This is a genomic window from Paenibacillus sp. LjRoot153, assembly GCF_964253085.1.
Classification (GTDB): domain Bacteria; phylum Bacillota; class Bacilli; order Paenibacillales; family NBRC-103111; genus Paenibacillus_E.
On sequence record NZ_CAXUQH020000001.1, the window covers coordinates 5,516,481 to 5,539,591 of the forward strand.

14 protein-coding genes are annotated in these 23,111 nt (G+C 45.9%); all 14 read right to left on the reverse strand.

The features are described from left to right. Positions 1–220 precede the first annotated feature (220 nt). Positions 221–2,587 (reverse strand): glycoside hydrolase family 95 protein, encoded by a 2,367-nt coding sequence (locus tag ACSQ8P_RS23860; RefSeq protein ID WP_436237465.1) that lies wholly within the window; start codon positions 2,585–2,587, stop codon positions 221–223. A 15-nt stretch (positions 2,588–2,602) separates the two neighbouring features. Next, complete coding sequence (locus ACSQ8P_RS23865; protein WP_436237466.1) at positions 2,603–4,081, reverse strand: DUF5605 domain-containing protein; 1,479 nt, start codon at positions 4,079–4,081, stop codon at positions 2,603–2,605. Between the two features lie 3 nt (positions 4,082–4,084). Then, on the reverse strand, positions 4,085–5,518 hold the full coding sequence (locus ACSQ8P_RS23870) for a DUF5060 domain-containing protein (protein WP_436237467.1): 1,434 nt from the start codon (positions 5,516–5,518) through the stop codon (positions 4,085–4,087). Between the two features lie 32 nt (positions 5,519–5,550). After that, positions 5,551–6,450, reverse strand: a complete 900-nt coding sequence (locus ACSQ8P_RS23875) for a carbohydrate ABC transporter permease (RefSeq protein ID WP_436237468.1) — start codon at positions 6,448–6,450, stop codon at positions 5,551–5,553. Then, positions 6,451–7,425: a carbohydrate ABC transporter permease gene (locus tag ACSQ8P_RS23880; RefSeq protein WP_436237469.1), complete on the reverse strand. Its 975-nt coding sequence runs from the start codon at positions 7,423–7,425 to the stop codon at positions 6,451–6,453. Further along, on the reverse strand, positions 7,412–10,378 hold the full coding sequence (locus ACSQ8P_RS23885; protein WP_436237470.1) for an extracellular solute-binding protein: 2,967 nt from the start codon (positions 10,376–10,378) through the stop codon (positions 7,412–7,414). The genes ACSQ8P_RS23880 and ACSQ8P_RS23885 overlap by 14 nt, the downstream gene beginning before the upstream one ends. Before the next feature lie 15 nt (positions 10,379–10,393). Then, a complete protein-coding gene (locus ACSQ8P_RS23890) occupies positions 10,394–11,515 on the reverse strand; it encodes an ABC transporter ATP-binding protein (RefSeq protein ID WP_436237471.1) in 1,122 nt (373 codons plus the stop codon). A gap of 112 nt (positions 11,516–11,627) precedes the next feature. Further along, positions 11,628–12,650 carry a dienelactone hydrolase family protein gene (locus ACSQ8P_RS23895; RefSeq protein WP_436237472.1) on the reverse strand — a complete coding sequence of 341 codons (1,023 nt, stop codon included), beginning with the start codon at positions 12,648–12,650 and terminating at the stop codon, positions 11,628–11,630. 68 nt (positions 12,651–12,718) lie between these two features. Continuing rightward, positions 12,719–13,609: a helix-turn-helix domain-containing protein gene (locus tag ACSQ8P_RS23900; RefSeq protein ID WP_436237473.1), complete on the reverse strand. Its 891-nt coding sequence runs from the start codon at positions 13,607–13,609 to the stop codon at positions 12,719–12,721. Positions 13,610–13,633: 24 nt separating this feature from the next. After that, positions 13,634–14,698 carry a sialidase family protein gene (locus tag ACSQ8P_RS23905; protein WP_436237474.1) on the reverse strand — a complete coding sequence of 355 codons (1,065 nt, stop codon included), beginning with the start codon at positions 14,696–14,698 and terminating at the stop codon, positions 13,634–13,636. A gap of 34 nt (positions 14,699–14,732) precedes the next feature. Then, positions 14,733–16,889, reverse strand: coding sequence for an MGH1-like glycoside hydrolase domain-containing protein (locus tag ACSQ8P_RS23910; protein ID WP_436237475.1), 2,157 nt, complete (start codon positions 16,887–16,889; stop codon positions 14,733–14,735). A 110-nt stretch (positions 16,890–16,999) separates the two neighbouring features. Then, positions 17,000–17,983, reverse strand: coding sequence for a sialidase family protein (locus ACSQ8P_RS23915; protein WP_436237476.1), 984 nt, complete (start codon positions 17,981–17,983; stop codon positions 17,000–17,002). Beyond that, the gene (locus tag ACSQ8P_RS23920) at positions 17,970–20,354 is read right to left on the reverse strand and encodes a glycoside hydrolase family 95 protein (RefSeq protein ID WP_436237477.1); all 2,385 of its coding nucleotides are present in this window, start codon (positions 20,352–20,354) and stop codon (positions 17,970–17,972) included. The genes ACSQ8P_RS23915 and ACSQ8P_RS23920 overlap by 14 nt, the downstream gene beginning before the upstream one ends. Before the next feature lie 26 nt (positions 20,355–20,380). Continuing rightward, a complete protein-coding gene (locus tag ACSQ8P_RS23925; RefSeq protein ID WP_436237478.1) occupies positions 20,381–23,092 on the reverse strand; it encodes a hypothetical protein in 2,712 nt (903 codons plus the stop codon). Between the last annotated feature and the right edge of the window lie 19 nt (positions 23,093–23,111).

Consider the following 23,111-nt stretch of genomic DNA (forward strand, 5'->3'; position numbering starts at 1 on the left):
TCACAACGAAAAAACATTTATAGGCTGTTCATGCTTTTTTTAGGGAGCATTCAACCACATCGATAGGATCGTTTGCTCGCCAAATATCATCCTATGATTCCATGATAAATAACACAGTGGCGCAGGTGTAGGCAGGAAAAAACCACCGAACGCTATGCGTAAGGTGGTCTACTCATTTTAATAATTGGATGGAACCTCAACTGTGCAACTGCGTTTAAAATCATGAATGACGAACCAATTTCCCTATTTGCGCTTTGCTTTGCTTCTCCGCAATCAGCAAGTATGTCTTCCCTGCAACCGCATTAAACTTTGTTAGAAACTCCGAGGTAATGGTTTCAACCGGTTTTCCATCCGTTTCCACAATAAGAGCCGATTGCGGACGTCTGCACGTTACTGTGCATAATTGGTTTTTCGTCGCTTTAATGACGCAGTGGGTTAGTTCGCCATCCTCCCACTCCATCTCAATCTCGAAGCCGCCACGGGCGCGAAAACCACTGATTCTACCGCGCTGCCAAGCCTTTGGCAATGACGGTAGCAGCGCAATCTCCCCACGGTGCGATTGCAGGAGCATCTCGGCAATTCCCGCTGTAGCACCGAAATTCCCATCAATCTGAAACGGCGGATGATTGTCAAATAAATTCGGCAGTGTCGAGAGTGAAAGCAGTAAGCGAAGATGCTCATAGGATTGTTCCCCATCCTCCAAACGAGCAAAAAAATTAATGATCCAAGCTCGGCTCCATCCTGTTTGTCCGCCCCCATTCTCCAACCGGCGCTCCAGTGTCCGTTTGGCCGCTTGCGCCCACTCCGGCGTATGCCTTGGATGAATGATTTCTCCTGGATGGAGCGCGAATAAATGAGATATGTGGCGATGACCTGGATGAACTTCATTCCAATCCTCCACCCACTCCTGCAGCTGTCCGTGCTTGCCGATTTGCGGCTGCGGCAGCTTGCGTAGCGTAAGTTCCCATTTCTGCCGAATCGTCTCGTCCGTTTCAAGTATGCCCGCAGCTTCCACACACGAACTGAGCAATGTATAGATGATTTGGGTATCCATCGAAGGACCTATACTCAGACATCCTACGCTTCCGTCAGGACCGATAAATTTATTTTCAGGAGAAGTGGAAGGCCCGGTAACGAGACGCCCCTTTTCGTCTTCAAATAAATAGTCCAGGAAGAATTCAGCCGCTTCCTTCATCACCGGATACGCCCGTTCACGAAGAAATTGTTCATCCAAGCCGAACCGGTAATGCTCCCAGAGATGCAGGGATAACCAAGCGGCACCCATTGGCCAAATGGAACCTGGAATATGATTCCCTTCAATTTGCGTGGATCCCCACATATCGGTATTATGGTGAGCGACGAATCCATTACAACCGTATACCTTCTGCGCTGTTTTTCTACCATGTGGCCGCATACGATCGATCAAATCAAACAACGGCTCATGGCATTCGGACAAATTACAAACTTCCGCAGGCCAGTAATTCATCTCCGTGTTAATATTGATTGTGTATTTTGATTCCCATGGCGGTGTAAAACTTTCATTCCATATGCCCTGTAAATTCGCAGGATTTGAACCTGGGCGGGAACTAGCCATAAGCAAATAACGGCCATATTGGAAAAACAGAGAAATAAGCCCCGGATCTTCGCCACCGTCTTTGTATCGTTGAAGTCTGACATCAGTTGGCAGTACTTCGATTTCACTTGCATCTTTAGGACGTCCTAACTCCAGCTTTAGACGACCAAATTTGGAAGTATGATCCGAAATGTGATCCTGTTTGACCCGTTCGTATCCCTTACTTGCCGCATGAACCAACTGTTGAATACACTCGGCTTGTGGGTCCTCATGACGGAAGGTTGTTGCTGCCGAAAGATAAATGGTAACAGCTTCCGCCTGTTGAACAGTGAGGAAATCACCGATTACTTCCACCGTTCCGCCTTCCGGTACGGCTTTCACTGCCGTGCAGTATGTCACTCCGTTTTTCCCGCTTTCACCACTCATCACCAAAGTATCGTTGTCGATTCTATGCGTACCTTCGTCAAAAGGTCTGCGACTCAAATGCATTCGGAGATTCAAGGTTGCAGGTCGATTGCAGGTGATCCTGAGCACCAACACCTGATCGACCGCACTGCTGAACAATTCCCTTTCATGTAAAACATCGTTTAGACAATAGTTTACATGGGCGATACCCTGCTCAATGTCCAGATCCCTATAATAATTGGAAATCATCTTTTTCTCCCCGTCGTGATAGAAGTGCAAATCACCTAACGGCTGATACGGACGCAAGGACTTGGGATTGGACATGAGTCCCATTTGTGCCAGTTCTTCTGCTTCTATTTGTTTCCCTTTTAATAACAAACGGCGTACTTCCGGAAAATATTTTCGACCGTCAGGATTATCTCCGTTAACCGGTCCGCCGTACCAAACGGAGTCTTCGTTCAGCTGCAGCCGTTCTTGATTCACTTTCCCGAATACCATCGCACCCAGACGCCCATTTCCAATAGGCAATGCATCATTCCATGTTTTTGCCGGTTTTTCATACCATAGCTTTGAAGCACCCGTTGATTTCCGAAATTTTTCCAATGACATCTCTCCCTTATGAAGCTATTTATAAGACGATTCGGTCATCTTGCGAATACGCAGCGCGTAATAAAGCTTTGCAGGCAAATCGATTCGGAATCGACCTTCAAATGTCCCGCTAAGAGGTGTGATGGTCATGTTCCATGTATCGATCAGATCTACTTCATATTTACCATCCGGCAGTGAAAATTCGCGATATGCAAATCGATGTGGGCCAAAGTACTGTAAATAATATTCACCCCTCACCTCCAACGTTGCAGCATCAAGTCGATCGCTGCTGTATGTCATATGAGGAGGTGCTTTTTCTAGTATTTCGCGCATAAACTCGATTCTTCGAACACTTCGTCCTTGTAGTTCCCCTCCATGAGACAGCCAGAGTACATGCTCCGCATTCAAATACGTTTCTCCGTGTGTCACATAGCCTCCACGACAATTCCCTTCCCACATTCGGCAAACTAACTCTTCAGGCGTCAAACTGCCCCAACTTGTATCCAGATTTCCTTCAAATCCACATTCATCGATGATAACCGGCTTTCCGAATTGTTTGGTGCATTCCGATGCAACTCTTACGTCCGTGGATTTGATACTTGCATGAGTCACCCACGGGACGCCAAAATCGTAGCAAACTCGACCATTATGAATGGAGCGTAAATGTCTTCCATAATCGCATTCCTGAACAAGTCGAAATAGGTGCTTCCAATTCTCATTATTTTTATGTGTCATGAAATCATAGTCATTAGCGAGTGACCACCACACATTGTGTTGTGCCCCAAGCCGTGCGATGACATATCGCAGATAACGGTCATCCTCATCCGGAGACATTTCATCGAAGCCCCAACGGCCATTGTCATATGGATGCCACAAAATGAGCTCCGCTTGTACGCCGATTTCAGCTAAATCCTTCACCCTTTTCTCCAAATGAGAAAAATATTCCGGACGAAGACGGCTATAATCGAATCCTCGTTCTGGCGTACCTTCAAACGGGTAGTTATTTGGCTCTGCATCACGAAACTCATCGTTTTTCGGAAACACGCTCATGCGGATTTTGTTAAATGGCGAATGCTGCAGCGTAAGCAGCGTTTGCTCCTGAAGCTCCTCGCTTTGCATATGCCACCCATAAGAAGTTGTGCCAATCGGAGTGAATCGCTTTCCATCCGCGTATTGAAAATGAACAGCACCATTCACCCGAACCGGTCCGTGTTTTCCTGATGTTGGCATGGTACACGCGAACTCTCCTGTTATCCCATCCAGAATCGAACAATTGCTTGACGTTGAATACGTCCACACACCTTCTTCTTCAGGCATAAACCGGATCCGATAGTTCCCGTGACCGTCGTAAAATCCTTCAGCTTCCGCATAGGTTAGTTCTTTCTTAAAAACGGCGCAGAGACGTATGTCTGTGAACGGGTTTCCATGGGTGGGACCTTCGAGCGTCAATTCAAACACACCCCAACGCTCCACTTCTTTGATTACTTTCAGAGAGACCTCCTCCTTCCCATTCATGGTTCAAAGCTTCCAAATTCGCAATGCAAGATTAGGTTTTCCGGGGAGGTCAACCTTGGTTCGTCCGCAAAACGTGCCTTTAACCGGCGTTATGGTCATGTCCCAAGTATCGATGATCTCTAGACGGTAGGAGGCATTGTCCGAAAGCTCAACGTAGGTATAAGCATGTTGATGATGGCCGAAATATTGAAGCCCATAATCTCCTCGCTGCCAAGCTTTTATCCAATCTGAAGGACCTTCCTCCATCAATTTACGCAAAAAAGCGATTCTCTTTGTACTCTCTCCATACAATTTTCCCCCGGAAGAAATCCAGGCCCTTGTCTCCTTGTCGATAAACGATTCCCCATGCCCGACAAACCCGCCTCGAGACATGGCTTCCCAAAACCGGTGGGTCATTTCCTCACCTGAAATATTTCCCCAACGTCTGGAGCTGTTTCCTTCATAAGATATTTCGTCAATGACGACCGGTTTTGCGTTTGCTTCCCGCCAGCTTGTCGTAAGCTCTGCATCCCAGTGCTGTATGCTTTGATGCGTGATCCAGGGTTTTGAAAAATCGTACACCCAGGAGGATTTGTACATCTTCGTTCCGTTATGGATCGAACGTAGATGTTGATAGGGGTCATGATGCTGTACGAATTGGATCAGTCGATCCCAGTCCTCAACCGTTTTGAATGTGTTAAAATCGTACTCATTGCAAAGCGACCACCATACATTTCGAAAAGAGGAGAGTCGCGCGATCACGTAGCGTAAGTAAAAAGTATCGGATACTGCGTCCATGTTATCGACGCCCCAAAACCCTTTATCATAAGGATGAAATAAGACCAGATCAGCTTCTATGCCGAGATCCATCAAATCGGCGATCCGCTTTTCAAAATGGTTGAAAAAATCAGGATTAAACCGCGTTTTATCCACATCTTCCGGACACGAACCATCGAAAACCAATCGAAGAGGTGCTTTCATATCTCTCGTTGGCAAAAGACACATCCGTACTTTATTAAACGGAGATTCTTTCAAGGATTCGAGTGTAAGCTCCTCAAGCCGCTCATCTCCGTGATGGGTCCAGTGATAGCAAGTAGTGCCGAACGGCATATACGGCTTACCGTCCTCATAAGCGAACACATACTGATCCTTTACCCTTACAGGTCCATGGTTTTCACGTGAAGCCTCCACACACACGAATTCGCCGTGTTGACCATCAAGATCACTGTGATTGCAGTGCGTAACATAAGTCCAGACACCGACTCTGTCAGGCATGAAGCGGATCCGGTACGTACCGTTTCCATCGTAAAAGCCATCTGGTTGAACAATGTAGTTTTTGTATTGAAATCGGGCGGTTAACTGAACCTCTTTGAATGGATTTCCATCCGACGGTCCTTGTAACGTTAACTCAAACCGTCCCCATTTCTCTACGACTTGCTCATTATGTTGAAAGCCCATCGTTACGTTATCCCCCTCATCCGTTATGTTACTTACTTGATGCCGGAATGCGCCATTGTCGCAATGACCTTACTTTGGAAGGTTAAAAACATGATGAAGTTCGGCAGAAACAGAATCATTGCAGCAGCTGCAGCAGCACCTTGCCTTGACACACTATTCGCCAAGCCGGAAGTTAAGGTTTGTACATAGAACTGAAATGTTTTCAATTCCTCATCTTGAATAAAATTTTCCGATGCTTCTGTGCTAAGCCATGTCGAGTTAAATGCAATGATACTAACCGTCATGATCGCAGGCATAACGACAGGAATGACAATTCTTAAAAAAAGTGTAAACTCTTTGGCTCCATCCATCCTAGCGGAATCGAGTAATTCATCCGGAAGTTGATCAATGAACTGCTTCATTAGAAAGACACCTGTCGGTACCGCTACAAGCGGAAGAACATGCGCCCAATAGGTATTAAATATGCCCAATTGGCTGATGATCAAATATCTCGGGATCGAAACTGTTTCAGGAACGAACAGCAGGGTTAACAGAATCGTCGCGAATATAAACTTGTGTCCTGGAAACTTATGCTTGGATATCGGATACGCGCACATTGCACTTGCAATTACGATGGCTACAACGCCTAGTGTTGTGGCAATTACACTGTTAAATAAGTACCGCGTGATCGGGACCGCCGTCCCCTTCGTGATTGATGCTAATTCTAAAAAGCTTTGAATAGTAGGATGCCTCACGAAGATATTCGGCGGATAAATGAACAATTCCTCATAGGGTTTAAAAGCATGATTAAATATATAGATCAGAGGCAGCAGTAAAAAAATACTCATCAATATAAGAATAAAAATCGATATTTTTTCCATGGGACTGAATCTGCGCAGCCGTTTGCGCTGACGCCATGAATTGAATTTTCGAAGAGTTCCAGCGACGTTCATTTACTCGCCCTCCTTCGTGCCAAACAGCCTCTCACATAGCTTATTGGCAAAGTAAATAAAAATAAGGAGAAGTACGGATAACGCCGTCGAGTAACCGAGCTCAAAACGGGTGTATCCATAGTCATGCATGTGTGTCAAGAGAACATGACCCGAATATTGCGGCGTTGGATTCATCCCCGAAAGCGTCTGACCTATTTCTCCGGATTGAATCGCGCCGACAATTGCCATAACAGCTCCGAACAACATTTGGGGCTTCGTGGAAGGGATGGTAATGTACCAGATTTCTTCCAGCCTGCTTCGAATGCCATCTATCCTACCTGCTTCGTAAAGCTCCGGATTGACATTCAGAATACCGGCCAGCATAGCTAAGAAGCCGATTCCCATACTTTTCCACAACGTGACAAAGACCATTGAGATCATCAAATGTTCTTTACTTGTAGCCCACAAGATCGGTTCGGGGATGATCCCGAATTTCAGTAGAACACTATTTAAATACCCTATTCGATCACTGGATAACATGGGGACCCAAATAATACCAATTGCAATCGTGCCCGCCAAGGAAGGCGTATACATGGCGAGCGTAAACCATTTACGATAGATGCCGGGTAAGATCGAAATCAACCACGCTAATAAGAAAGCGGCCATATATCCACCCGGTCCTACAAGTAATGCAAATGTTATGGTATTAGGCAGCGCGTATTTAAGCAGAATCAAATCCTGCGACACCATGTAACGGAAATTGTCCCATCCGACGAATCGGGGAGGTTCAATGGAATTGTAATACGTAAAACTGAGTACGATCGCAGAAAGCACTGGAAGGAAGATAAAAAGAATGAAACAGATCATAAATGGCGCTATAAACAAATAGGATACACGGTATGACCAAATTGTTTGCAGCAGGGTACGATCTCTTTTCTTCACTCGTTTTGTGGACGCATACGATTTAGGAAGCGTAATCGGCTCACTTTTTAACATACTTATCCACCCCTTCCCACGGCTTTGTAATAACTGGCAAGTCCAATGAACGTACCATTTTTCCATTTTGGTCAACAAAATTGAATTCTTGTAATTTACGTTGAACTTCGCGGTCCAATTCTTTCGCAGACAGTTCAAGCGAAGTCCTGTAGTTCATCCCGTCAATCACAGTTCGGTTCCATGCATTTTTCATTTCGCGCTCCATTAAATAGCTGCCGCCTGGCACGTTCGGAACTTCCCTGTACCATCTCCACTGTTCCAAAATCGATTGCAGATCATCTTCCTTCCACGGAAGCTGCGTGAACGCTTCCATATTGGAAGTAAACCATCGAAATGTAACACCGTTGAGTGTTTCCAAATCAGTACCGAACCTGCTCTGTACGTCCGCCGAAGTCCACCATTTCAAAAACTCCCAGCTTTCGTTCGGATGTTTAGCGTTTTTCATAATCATCGAAGAGTACATGTTTCCGCCCATCCAGCGAGCTACCGTTCCATCCTCCTGACGTTCACCGGGAACCGGAGCTACTCCCCACAAACCATTCAGTTCAGGAGCTGCTACATTTAGTTGCAAATACGTATTTAAATCAGCTATACCGAGGGGATACGATCCTTCTCTAAAGTGCTGGTAAAAGCTATCCATCTGTTGGTCAATGGCATATTTGTTTTGTAGTTCGGTCCATTGTTTGAACGCATTGAAGCTTTTCTCCGAAGTTAGTCCCGTCTTCGACCCATCTTGCAAATAGTACTCTAACCCATGCATCTGCAGGAATATACCGTGGTCGTTAACCGGCGTGAAGTTCATTCCGTTCTGCTGCAGTACAGGGAGCATCTTGTAAAGATCGTCCCATGTGTCAGGTACTTTCAAGTCTAGTCTTTGTAAAATATCTTTCCGATAGTACATGACCCGGAACTCTTGAGTTTCCGGCACCGCGTAATAACCGCCATTATAATAAAAAGCTGGCCACGTACCTGGAGAAAATTGCTTAGCATACTCATCGAAATCCGGAAATTGCTTCAGATTATAGACGCCGCCCCGAATCGCGTAATCGAACGGAATTGACTGCTGCAAGCCTAGCGCAACGTCAGGCGCAATTCCTGCTGCATTCATCATAACAAGCAGCTTCTCATCTTTTAGCAGATTGACCCTAACTTTAATGCCAGTTTTGGGGGTAAACATTTCATCTGCCAATCCTTGCAGCATGTTAACGTAATCTCTTCCTCGCAGCATCCAGACGTCAAGCACCATCTCATCCTTATTTGTTTTTCTTTTTGATTTAAAGGAATCGATGAAATTGATAATAGCACCTTCCCATTTTTCATACAAAGTCGGTAACATCTTCGGGAGAGGCTGTTCAGCGGGCACGACATATATGCGATCCAACTGAAGGGGTTGATAGGTAAGCTGTTTGATTTGTTCAGCCACCCTGCCTTGCAGCCTGTTCAGAATGCTTGCATTATAGGGAATTTCATCCGGATTTTTCAGCAAGTCTTCCATATCCTTCTGCACGGTGACAAGTGCTTGCGTTATGGCATCCGCACGACCATTGATAGCTGCCATCCGTTCACGTACCCCGTTCAAATCATCATGTACACCTTGTAGTTGTTCGATAAAAGTGGGAAGGTCTTGCTTGAAATCCCATGTACGGTTTTTGTCGTCAACACCGCCTGTTAATGTTCTTAGATCAGCAGATAACTTAGACAATTCACCGATGGTATGATCCAAACTTGATGAAATCGAACTCAATGGAGCCCAAGTGGTACGCATGGAAATCGTATTACTTCCTTTTTCCAAGTAAAATTCGTATGGCGTGTTCTGCTCATCGGACAATGTAATGCTTTTCCAGCCGGATGCGTACATAAATCGATATGCTTTCAGTTCAGCAAACGGCACTTTGCCGTTTATCATGATCTGCCGGAATGACGAGCGGTTAGATACAAAAGACTGTTCAGCGCGCATTGCAATTTTGTAGTATCCGGATTCCGGAACGTCAAAGTTCCAACTTATCTCTTGATTATTCGAAGACCACCGTGCACCGTCTATTACATTGTAAGTAATATGTCCGCGTACACTGGGTGTTGTCGCAATATCGTTATCATATGCCAGTGAAATAGATGAATCGTTCTTCCATTGCATCTGTTCTGCTTCAATCGCGATCGGGTCCGACTTTACTGGAGGCGTACCTGTTGGCCATTCGCCTTTCACAGTTTTATAGTCGGCTGTTTGATGCGGCGCTTTTAACGTTATGGATTCGAGCGCAAATGGATCGCTGCCTGCCAACCGGATTCTGTGCTTACCTGGTTTCAAATACCAAGTCAGCGGATCCACATATCCGCCTGACAAATCGCGAAGTTCCCAAGATAACCAGCCGGATTTGTCATCCGCCGATGGACGAATCTCATCGCCTTTGTCGTCTTGACGAATCGGAAACTTATCCTTCCAATGTCTGTATAACTCTACTGATTTCGATTCCAAATATGGACTTGAACCATCAACGGTCAGATTCAGCGCAATCGGCTTTCGATATTTCGTACCAACGAAAGGATTATAGGTCATGTCAATGGTATACAATCCGCCTTGCGCCACATCCACCTCATATTCAATCCATTCATCCCTTGAGGCGCTCCAGATTAAAACGTCATTTTTTCCATTATAGGTCCCTGTAGAAATATTAGCGTTAGCTGACTGGTTGACGAGTTTCGACCCGGAGATAGTCAATTCCCCATTATGATCGATCGAAGCGCCCTCCTTCTTCCACTGTTCCAACTTCTCTGAATAAGAAGGGTCCAGCTGCTTGGATGAATTCGTTTGCTCTTCAATATTCGTTGTCTTTGATTCTGTTCCCAATGAAAGACTTGTATCCGCTAAACTGGGAAGCGTTTGACTGAGCATACAGAAGAGCGCCAGCATCGTTGAAATCCATACCCGGGCTCGAAAAAAAACCTTCAACTTCATCCCTCCGCTGTCTATTTAATACATCAGATTTTCCTTTGAATCTTTATCGAAAAATAGTACTTTCTGCATATCAAGAGATAGAACAAGCTTCTCATTTTCTTCGAAATTGTGATCGGCACGAGTTCGAACGATTAGGAGATTAGGCGCACCAATGTCCATATACAGATACATATCTGCCCCCATCAATTCATTAATCTTTTGTACCCCGCTAATTTGTGCATGCTGGCCAGCATCTGTCGATGTATGATTTACATGAATATTCTCACATCGAATTCCTAAAAAAACGGATCTATTTAATTTGTTTTTCTGTTTTAAAATACTCGACTGCTGTGAGGGGATTTCCAAATAATATCGATTGGTATGAAACTCTAATTTGCCGTTCGCACCTTCTATAATTTTCCCTTCAATTAGATTGATCGGCGGCGTACCGATAAATCCAGCGACGAACATATTTCTCGGATTATTGTAAATCTGTTGAGGTGTATCTACCTGCTGAATAACGCCGTCTTTCATGACAACGATGCGATGTCCCATGGTCATTGCTTCTACTTGATCATGCGTCACGTAAACCATTGTTACGCCGAGCTGTTTATGAAGCTTAATGATCTCTGTTCTCATTTGAACTCTCAGTTTTGCATCCAAATTTGATAGAGGCTCATCCATTAAAAAAACCTGGGGATCACGGACAATGGCTCTGCCTAAAGCTACGCGTTGACGCTGACCGCCAGAGAGCTGCTTAGGCTTCCTATCGAGAAACGGCTCAATTTCCAGTATTCTTGATGATTTTTTGACCGCTTGGTCGATCTCATGTTTGGGCATCTTTCGCAAGCGTAAACCGAATGCGATATTTTCGTACACGCTCATGTTCGGGTATAAGGCGTAATTTTGAAATACCATTGCAATATCCCGATCCTTCGGCGGCAAATCATTGACCAGCTGGTCTCCGATATAAAGTTCTCCTGATGTGATATCCTCTAAGCCAGCAATCATCCTGAGTGTTGTTGATTTCCCGCAGCCAGACGGACCTACCATGACAAGAAATTCTCCGTCGTGTATTTCCAAATGGAAATCTTTAACTGCATATCCGCCATCTTTGCCATAACGTTTTTCTACGTGATTCAAAAGAATGCGCCCCATTGTGGCACCTCCTATAGTCTGTTTCAATCATCCCGATGATAACGGTTTCAGTTCATTATACATCCATCAACTTTTTCACTTATAGGTGATGATGGCTTACTCTATAGGTGAATCATGCTTTCAACTGCGCGGCTAACCAATCGTAGGACAGTCTCCCAGATACTTCATGTTTCCCAGGAAAAAGATCAACTTCTAAATTCGGAGCGAATCCTTCGGAATGATAAATCTCCTTAAGTTTGACCACAGCTTCCTGAACGGAAGCAACTGGGAATAGCGGGTCCTCCATGCCTGATTCGATAAATAGTGCCCTCGGTGCGATCAATCCAATAAGTTCCGGAAGCTCCGCAAAAGGAAGAATCGAAGGCATGTAATTGTCAATGCAATGATTCATGGCTAATAAGCTTCCGCTAAACGTGCTTGTAAACGCACAAATAACAGTAGCCTGAATGCGTTCGTCCAAAGCGGAAGAAAGCGAAGCTATCAGGCCGCCTCCAGAAAAACCCATACATCCGATCCGATGAGGATCAATATCCGTACGGGTTAATGCATAATCTACCGATCTTATTGCTTCATAAATCCTCAGCCCGGCTAAGGTTTTACCATAAAGCAGCAAGCGAGATGTTAGCGCTACACAGGAACTGTTTCTCTTAGGATCCTTCCCCTTGTCAACCGTCAGCCTACGATCACCAAACCCAATGATTTCCGGCGCTATGACAATCATCCCTCTTCTTACAAGATTCAGTGCAAAATGTTGATGAATGCCGGGAGGATCTTCATCCGTGGTTCCGTCTGGCCGTAATCCGACAATTTCCCTGCTCCCATATCCGTGTCCGTGCCAAGCAATTACGGCTGGAGCCCTGCCCGTGAGCCCTTTCGGAATCAGCACGAAGGCAGCTATCTGAAGGGTTACATCTGTTGTGTAGATGACACGCTCTAAATAATGATCCCCTTTATCGATCCTCTCGCCTACAACAGGGTTCAATTCACTTGACCCTCTGGGGAAATCCCCCAAACTTGCAAGCAGTTTTGTCCGCACATCCTCTTTTCGATCTCTCCATGGTTGTATTCGAGCATGACTAGACGTTTTATTCAAATCGCTGTATAACTGTTCTAAATAATCATCCGGATTTAACATTCCATATCCCTCCCATTTAATAAATAAAAAAAAAAGCTGCTCCATTGCGATGGTCAGCCCTAAAACTATTAATATGTTAATGCTTTATCTTCAAATTCTTGGAAGTTTTGTCGATATTGTCGAGGGGTTACCCCCGTTTTTTTACGAAATAACGCATGGAAAAATTTCATGTCCTGATAACCGACCTGATTGGCAATTTGGTAGATCGGAATATCTGATGACTTCAGTAGTTCACAGCATTTTTGAATACGCACGTTCTGTAAGTATTGCGTGAATGATAAGCCCGTTGATTTTTTAAACAACCGTTGAAAATGGCTGGCACTTAAAAAAAAGTAATCCGCCACATGCTGAACCGTAAGGTTGTCGGTGTAATGGGCTTTGATGAAATGAACAACTTCCTCTAGCATCCGAAAAGGAACCGCTTCCGTTTCATTTTTCAATTCAAAACGCTGCAGCATCACCAACATTTGAATCAGTAATGCTGTCAAAATAGTCTCAAAGCCATTGCTTCGTTTCAAATATTCTCGATACATCGCGTTAACAATCGTTGAAAACGTATCATGTTTATCTTGGAAATGCAGCCAGCGCTCGGGGCACTTGCAGGGGAGTGTGATGGAATTGTAGGTCAGGCATTCTTCCTGAAGCAAATGCATCCAGTTTTCTAATAACTCTACTCTAAAAATACAGTTATAAATGACGAGCATTTTATCCTGCGTCGGAGAGGACGGCCGAAACACATGTGATGTTCCAATCGGAATCACAAACAGATCTCCCTGTTTAATGGGAATCACTTGATCTTCTATGTAATGATAACCGCTTCCTTCCCCTACATAACTGATTTCAACAAAATCATGGGTATGTTGGGTAGTTGTAAACGATTCCAATTCGCGATTTATGAAAATATTCATCTTACCGTCAAAAAACATATCTCCGCTTAAATGTCCAATTCTACCATTCATGACCATCACCTCCGACGTATGATATTAACCCTCACTCACCCATTCTTCCGTTAGACAAACATGTTTGATTCCTTTGCGTAAATAAGAAAAAGCAATATGTATCTTGCCATCACGCGTGGAGATAATCGAGGGATAGGAATACCCGATCTCACTTTCTTTGTATTCCAAATCCGCCATCTGTATATTTCTGTAGTATGGCCATGTTTTTCCTTCGTCTTCCGAAATGGCTAAGGTAAGTGGTGTACGAAGCGGTTTTTTGCGGAATTCGCCCTTCCTTTGAACCCACCTGAATTGGTCCCGTTCCATGGAGGAATTGTTATATATCAAGGCCAGATGCCCGTTATGCAGCTTAATGAACTGCATCGAGGAATTATTGTTGGGCAATTCACTCTTGACTGGAACCGTCCAATTTCTCCCGTTATCTTGAGAGATACTTGTATAAATGCGGTCCGCCTGGCGGCTTCTAAACATGGCATAAAGCGTACCATCATTTCGTTCAACAACATTCATTTGAACCCGGTGCGTGCTGCCCTGCACTTCGTATTCCTTCCATGTTTTCCCTTGATCCGAGCTGATTTGCACAACGCTGTAATGCCCGTCAAGTTTACAATAATACGTTGGAAGCAGCCAATCGCCATTTGCGAGCACGAGCAGAGGATGCCTTAGAAATATGCCCAAACCATCAAATAAGACTTCAGTTGGACCCCATGTATAGCCTTGGTCATCCGAAATGCGGTAAACAATCCTCGATGTTTTTTGATTGTGGGGCTCGTTGGACGTATGGAACAGCCAAAGTTTTCCATCAGGTGCCTGATGAAGGATCGGATTTTGTTCGGATCGTTCGATATCACCTGACAGCTGTACAGGAGAAGTCCATACATTGGATCCGGCAGGTAATCTTGACATCAACACGTTGGTATCGGGATTGCCTTCCCCACTGCCCGAAAACCAGACACAGAGAAGATCACCATTGTCTAGTTCCAGTAAATTAGCGGCATGGTTGTCATTCGGATACGGAATAGGAAGGTATGCTTCCCGTAATTGCGGATCCGTTTCCGACTGAACAATAACTCCGTTGAAACGTTTCAATAGAATACACTCCTCGTCACTATGGTAGTACAATTTACGATATGGTCATTTCTTCCCAAGTTAACTCTGTTCGACAAAGCGTTGGATTGGAGAAAATAAGTTTGTCGTTTACATATAAACGGTAGCCTTGTTCAATGTTGGCAGAATCCGCTGACACATTGGGTTTCCGATAGGAGATCCGTATATCCATGCCCGCTACCTTTACGTGATCCAGACAAAAATAATCTAATTCCACATTCAGAGGATCCAGAACAATCCCCTCTTTTTCAATCGATAATCCTGCCACATGTGAAATTAACAAATCGATATAGTACGAATGATTATATTCCTGTTCGTCACTTAAAGGTTCACCCGTTGCGCTGTTGTAATGCTCAACAAGACCGGGTTGGTTTAAATCTCGTTGCATAAAATGGAGAAACGAATACTCGCGGAGATAGTAGGCAAATTGACGATCAAATTGATGATTTCTCCGCTTGCTTTCCTTGGCAAGCGCATCAAGCGCGATCGAATTGGTATATGGCCAGGTTGGACCGTCCCAAACGCAGCCGTTCCGACCTTTGACAAAGTGTCCCATCCAACCGCCTTCTTGCGAATAGGCAGGGCAATCGGCGGAAACAGACGGGAACGGGCATTTCGTACGAAATTCCTGTTCATTGAACAGATGCTCGATCATCCCATTGAATTGATCATCCAGGATTTCTGCCCACCCGGGATAGATCCCGACAATATTTTTGACAAACGCCTTTTCATCTGTTTGATAATGTAGATCATAGAAGAACTTTGTATCTTCATTCCACATTTTCCCAAGTATATCCTGCTTGATTTCTTCAGCTTGCCAAAAAAATTCTTTCGCTTCCGGATCGCCCGTTGCCTCGCAAAGCTTAGCAACGCCTAGCGTGTTCAAGTAGTGATAAACAGCGCGATCCACCCTCTTAAGATGGGTATAGGTAGCTTTGTCCTTCGGATTCTTCGGAAATTGGTGAAAATACCAATAACTTGGCTGATATTCTTTTCCCGTCCGTGTATGTTTGTGTTCGATCATCAAATGATCCTGATCATTACCGTTCACACGTTTCCATGCGGAAATATTCGATTTCATGGCAGGCAGTAGATCAGTTATCATTTCGGTATTTCGATGCACGAGAAAGAGCTTATATGCGGCCCAGCAAGAGAAGTTGGCAAAGGAATGCAGGATGGAATCTACCGTCAAGCAGCTAAACATACCGTCTTCGCCGGGAGCGCTCTTCATGTTTCGAAGCGGACCCTCACTATATACTGGATCGTGATACCATCTAGCATCCATAATATGTAAAGGAACGGACAGATTAATTAGCTTGCTGAACTCCCATCCGCCCTTACTAAAAGGCTTTTTACTTTTTTTATGAGATCTTCCCTCGTAAAACAATGGATAGAACAAGTGACCGTACTGCGGATCGGCCAAATTGTGCCGCAGCAGAAACCAACGATAGGTCCAAGTCTTGTTTAACACAGGGTCACTGCTGGCGAATGTAGGTGTTTTCTCAAACCAGATTTGATACTCATTACTCTGATTTACTACGAGTTGATCAACTGTGTAACCGCTTTCCGCATAGCTCGATGCCCGTTCCTTCAGCAAGGCGATCTCATCCTGACCGGAAATTCCGAATGCTGCAGCGACAATAATTGCTTTGGTTTCACCTGGTTTCAACCGTAGCTCTTCGAATATAGTGGGATCACTTACGGCAATAGCACCTGAGACGTTAAAGCTGTAATGCTCGATATTGAACGATCCATACAGATAATTCTCTATGCGCTCTGAGAATGAATCGCCATAGGTCTCCATACGAAGGATTAGCTCCTCATTGCTGAGATTGGTCCAAGTTTGACACGAAACCGCACAATCATTCCAAGTTATGAATTTGCGTTCTTCCAATGAAAGACGGTTACCTGTATAGGCCATGAGCAAGTGACTTGGAAACCATTCCGTCTGACATGGCTCTAAGCTTTCTGCCAAATTGTTCGTTATCTTAAACAACAAAGGAATATTCACTTTGTGAATAAAATCGAACCTTCCAGAAAAACCAGGTACGGGATCCAAATAATCGGCCCACAACCGCGCTCCGGTCGAACCGAGCAAGAGTACACCGGGGAGCGTGCGAAGTGCTTTTTTTCCCGCGCGCAATGTTTCGTCCAATCGGCTGCCAGCTGGCATGGATGACCTCCCATCCCACATATACTTATGGGTGTATAATATTACCATAATTATTATACCGAATTCATTTGATACTTGAATGGTGGTTATCGTCTCAATCTATAGGTCAATCATGCTAAATCGGAAAGCGTTATTTTCCAGAAGGCAATGCGTTCGCGCTTCCAGGTATAGGTCACATATAGGTTTAGTCCACCTGCAACAATAGCAGGGTAGGAATATTGCTTTTCTCCTTCATCTAACAGAAATTCATTTTCCCAAGTAATTCCGTTGTCATGCGAAAGTCGAATGACAAGCGGCGTTCTCGGCCCCTTTTTCTTCCCTTCTTCCGGACGTGTGGGATTATAAATAAGCGCGATTGTGCCGTTATCCAGCTTCACCAGATCGATTCCGCTGTTATTGTTGGGTAAATCAGTGGGATATGCTGTACACCACGATTTCCCCCCGTCCTTTGAGTCGCTGCGATATATATGCCCTTCGCTGCTTCGAGTGAACATGTGCACATTTCCAGGGGTAGATTCCCATAAGGAAGGCTGGATAATGCCTGAGCCTTTCATTACGCTGCGGTCCAATGGAACGATTTCACTGCGAGTCCAGGTCTCGCCTCCGTCGCTCGAGAGGTCAACGAATACATCCCAGGCTGGTTCCAATGAGGCAGGAGCTGCTATCGTACCGTCATACAGAACTATAGGCTTGTTTTTGACAGGACCCCTTCCTCCCTTATCCCCCTTAACCAAGGGAAGCGGAGACGTCCATGTGTGTCCATCGTCCGTTGAGCGAATAACCATCGTTTCCCATTCGGCAATCGTGGTTCCGACTTTGTAATAAAGAAATAGATTACCGTCATTGGTACGGAAAAGGACGGGATTCCAATGCGGAATATCCGCTTGATCCGCTACTTTAAGGGGCGGCGTCCACCCCGTGACTCCCCTCCGTGATAGCCAAATAGCAACATCTCCGGCTTTCTCACGTGTTCCGCCAAACCATGCGGCTATAACTTCGCCGCTCGGCAGCAATTCCAATGTGGATGCGTGACAGCTAAGGAACGGTCTATCATCCTCAAAAATAAATTCCTTCATGGTGTTAACGTATTTCATCTCCAACCTCCGATACAGGAACAATTTCGTAACAGAATCCCACGTCAGTCTCAAATATGGATTCGACTCCTGTTGAACAAATGAGTTGTCCATTCAGGTGAACTTGAACCGGCTGAGCGCTCAATAACCGGCACTTCTTTCCGGCAATCGACCTGATCCAGGCACGTGTAAGTTTACCATCGTTCCAGTCCATATCGATTTCAAATCCGCCACGAGCTCTCAATCCCTTCAAGCTTCCGCGCTCCCACTCAGGCGGTAAGGTTGGCAGAAGTTGGATCATTCCAGCGTGACTCTGCAGCAGCATTTCCGCAATGCCTGACAAGCCGGCAAAATTACCGTCAATTTGAAAAATATTCATCTTCACCTTCGGATGCCGGTGAGCATTCATCATGTTGGGGTGCAGACCTGCCAGCAAGTCATTTAAAAATCTATTGGCGTCTATTGGGTTTCCTAGCCGTGCCCAAAAGTTAACCGTCCAAGCGCAGCTCCAGCCCGTGTGCGCTCCGCCGTGAGCAAGACGGCGTTCGAGTGTTTTTTTGCAGGCTTCAAAAAGTTCGGGCTGTCCATGACGTGTCACTAGGTCCAACGGATGAAGAGCAACTAAATGCCCAATGTGTCGGTGGCCCGGTTCTAACTCCTCGAAGTCTTCGTCCCATTCCTGCAGCTGACCGTATTTCCCAATACGGAACGGTGGTAACTGGCTCAATGCCGTTTCCAGTTGACCCCTAAATGTGTCATCTTGGTTTAGAATGAGGCTAGCTTCTATACAGTGGGCAAACAAACTTTTGATCAACGCCAAATCCATCGTCGTTCCTTTGGTTACACTGCTTGGCTTCCCCTCAGGGGTAATGAAAAAATTTTCAGGGGAAGTGGATGGGCAAGTAACCAAATATCCGTCAGGATCCTCGATAAGCCAATCCAAACAAAACAGCGCCGCCTCTTTCAATGCAGGATACGCTTGTTTGAGAAATTGTTCATCCTGGCTAAACGCGTAATGCTCCCATATATGTTGGCATAACCAAGCGCCGGCCATCGGCCAAAAGGCCCAACTTGGCGAGCCGCCGACAGGCGTCGCGGTACGCCACAAATCGATGTTGTGATGTGCGGTCCACCCCCTGCTTCGGTAATGGACACTGGCTACTTTCCGGCCTGTAATTCGTAAATCTTCAATCAAATCAAACATCGGTCGGTGGCATTCCGCAAGATTGCCCACTTCCGCAGGCCAATAGTTCATTTCAATATTAATGTTTGTCGTCCAGCTGCTGCACCAAGGAGGTTGAGTTTTGTCATTCCAAATGCCCTGCAAATTGGCAGGCTGTGTACCGGGACGAGAGCTTGATATCAGCAAATATCTCCCGTACTGAAAGAACAACGCAGCTAGACCAGGATCATCAGATCCATTTTTGACTGCCTGGATGCGGACATCCGTAGGTAGAATGCTTTTGTCTTCACCTCTACCGCCAATGTCAATTGAAACTCTGTTGAACAGTGCGGCGTAATCACTCATATGCCGCTCTTTCACATGATCGTAACCCAGCCGAATGGCATTCGAAAGCGCTGCCGCACACATGTCTGTTGGATTTCTGCCTAGAACAGCCGGATCTTTTTCGAAACCGTTATAGCTTGTAGCAGCGGTCAGCAGTAAGGTTACCGCCCCTTTCCCGCTTACGTGAATGCGCCCACCGCTGACTTCCACTTTACCGCATTCTGCCTTCGCTTGAAGGTGGATTTCAAATCCTATGCCTTTCCCCTCGGCATAGCGAACAGGTTCAACGGATTTGACTGTGTTAGGCAAAACATGATACGGGCAGCGGCCAGTAAGCGTTATCCGGTCTACACCTGTTTTGCGGACGGAAAACTGCAGTGGACTTTGAAGAGTGGCGGTAAAACTGGATTTCCTCTCGCTATTTAAACGGATCGCCATCACTTGATCAACAGCGGATACGAACACTTCACGCGTGTAAACAGCGCCATTTTGATTGTAACGAACCCTTACAACACCTGCTTCGAGATCCAATTCCCTGCAATAATCCGAAATTTCGCCCTCTTCATCGTAGATAAGCTCCAAATCCCCAAGCGGTAGGAAGGATTCAATATCCGGACCTCCCATGTACTGCTCGATCATCTGCTCGGCTTCCGCATATTTCTTCGAAAATATCAATTCACGCACGGGTCCGAGATACCGCTCCGCATCATAGCGGACTGTTTCTCGGGGTTCCCCCGACCAAAGTGTGTCTTCGTTTAATTGAATATGCTCTCTGTTTGTACCGCCATACACCATCCCTCCAAACCGGCCGTTGCCAATGGGAAGCGCTTCAAACCAATTCTTGGCCGGATGGGCATACCAGAGCGTGGATTTCTTATCAGTCATAGACTCTCTCCCCATCTGTCGCTTGCTTACTCGTACAGCCAATCCAGCGTGTTGATGCCATCATTTTTGTGCTCGACATTTCTTGGTCGAATTTCGTGATTAGCAGGTATGACGCCCAAAATCAAGTAAGCTCCCTTGCCCAAATCAAGCGAATGCCGCCCTGCTTCATATCGAAACGTATGAACATTGACAGATGGATACGCATACAGACGTAATCCTTTTTGCAATACTGGCGCATATCCGCCCAAGTCATCTGCATGTGTATTCTCTTCCAAGCTCGGGACTTGAAGCCACTGCTCATCTTTCGAATTGAAATAGCCAATTAACACTTTGGAGGGGTGATTCAATTCAATATCGATCGTTACTCCGCTTAGACCCGCTTCCATTTGGCTGAATCGGATACCGGTCAAACCATCGAGTTCCTCCGCACATCCGACGATGTGAATATCCCCATCCACAAACACTTGCGCTTCCTTCTCAACTCGGTATGTTTCCGCGTTTCCGGACAGTAAAGTGAACGGTACCTCTCCGTATGGAACAATGGGATCTTTCATATTCTTCAGCGCCTCAGGCAATGTACCTGACTTTAACTCATTAAGATGGAACTGAAAATGTTCCAACTCTAACTCGTAAACTGGCAAACAGGCCGTCCAATGCTTGTATTCAAGACCGTTTCGAATCGGTACTTTCCGCTGCGGTGTTTGCATACTGTTGGCGAATAAATAGGTCTTTTCCGTCAAAGACGTCAATGCGCGGTAGCTTTTCAAGGAGCTCTCAAGATGCCCAGCGGCCTCTTCCAACAATGCCAACTGTGTGAAATACTCCCCTTGAGCCCTGCCTTTGTAAGTCAAAATGAGCAATGCCGCTTGAACTTTATGCACAAACACATTGACCATGAGACGAATGGCCTGCATGTCATCGAATAAGCGATCAAATTCATCCCAGTTTCGTTTCACCAATTTGCGCGCCTTCTCGATCGCATGCACCGCGTCTGCCGCATGCCGACTGACATCTGCGATAATTTCCGGAGGCGTTTCTCCGACGTGCGGTTCGCCTTTCAACTCGCGGATCACATAGTCCTCCAGCCTTTCCCCCTGAGGAGATTGGGATTCCCATAAATCAGGCCACGGCATGTGCCGATCCGGATTCGTCAATTGACTCATCGTCATTCCCAGGCTCATCGTTTGACGATTGCCTTCGGTAATGCCGAAACGCCGCAGCAATTTGGGCGCACATTCGCCGGACGCTTCGTACGCATCCAATATCGCTTCACCTGCTTCTGGACTGCCGAACCTTTGGCCAAGCACATCGATCCAGTGATTCCGTTCTGCGGCCGGATCGCGGTCCGGATTCCAAGCGTAACGGAACCAAGCTGCGAACCATATCCAATCGCGATCCAGTTGTTTAAGTCTTGGCTCAGCCAAATCCGGGGAAAACGGCCAATCCCAGAAAAACAACGGATACAGATGAAGCCCGTTCGCTTTCAGCCGATATTTGGCGGCCTGCATGCATTTTTGGATAAACGAAGGTGCCCCGTAACGAAAAGGCTCTAGGTTAGCAAGAATATGTACATTCACGATATGAATCGTCTTTAGTGAGCCGAGACGGTTGTGAATGTCCAGCCATTTGCCTCGTGGTGTATACGTGGTCAATGATTCTCCGTTATATTTGGCCTCGGTATACAAATTGGGATATAGAGGCAGCGCCGCCTCAATGACCTTTTGCGGTTCAATCGCATGGGATCTCAGAATGATTGGCGGCTTTTCCTTCACATTTGAATCCTTAAGCCCTTCCAGCAAGCCCGCTAGAATCGTTTCGTTAAACCATTCCACTCCGTATATTTGTCCTTGCAGCGCTTCCCCAAGGCAGACCATCAACCCCACGTTAGGGAATGAACGTACAAAGGAGGCAATCGACTTTTTATAGTAATCACTGGTTAACGGAAGTGGTTTCGGTTGATGCAGCTTCAATCCGTGCTTCTCTGCAAATGGCAGCGGAATATGAATGTTGTAAAACTTCAATACGAGCCATATGCCTCGACGATCCGCTTCTTGTGCCACCCAGCTGAACGTTTCAACGTTCAGCGCGAACTCTTCTTCTGTAACTTCAAGCGCCTCCGGGTAATCCGCCAATTTCACTAAAGAGGAAAAGGGATGCCCAGACCACAAATAGACGATATTGCACCTCTGTTCCAGCAGCATATCTAGAAATTCCTGCCACAATGTCCGGTCGTAAAACCAAGGGAAGCGTGTTGGGGTAATCGGATATTCATACGTTTGGCGAGGCGGTTCGACGGTTGTTTTCTGCAATCCGATCGCCGGTCCTCTCAGTGAAAAACGTGGAGCGTCTCCATAGGCGATATCTTCAGGCAAAAAACCCTCGGCGCGGACACGCCCAGCAAGCTCCAGACAGCCATAGAGTACGCCAGAATCGCTGCCTCCGGAAACGGATGCCAGATTTCCAGGGCAAGTAGCTATGTAAAATCCTTCTCCTTCCGGAGCTTGTGTGTGATACAGCAGGACGTCTCGTTCTTCCAGCTGCTGCAGCAAATCAGATTCTTTGCGGTTTCCCACAAAGATTTTTCTTCCCTGTACGGACCGGTAGCTGTCCCACGTCCAGGACACTTCTTCCGCATTTACCTCATAGCCACAATCCAGCAGCGCTTGTTTTAGCAACCTTATGCCATTTTCAACCCGCGGGGCAGGATTGGGCGCGTATCCAAGGGTAACAGTTTTCATCGTTTTGATCCAACCTCCA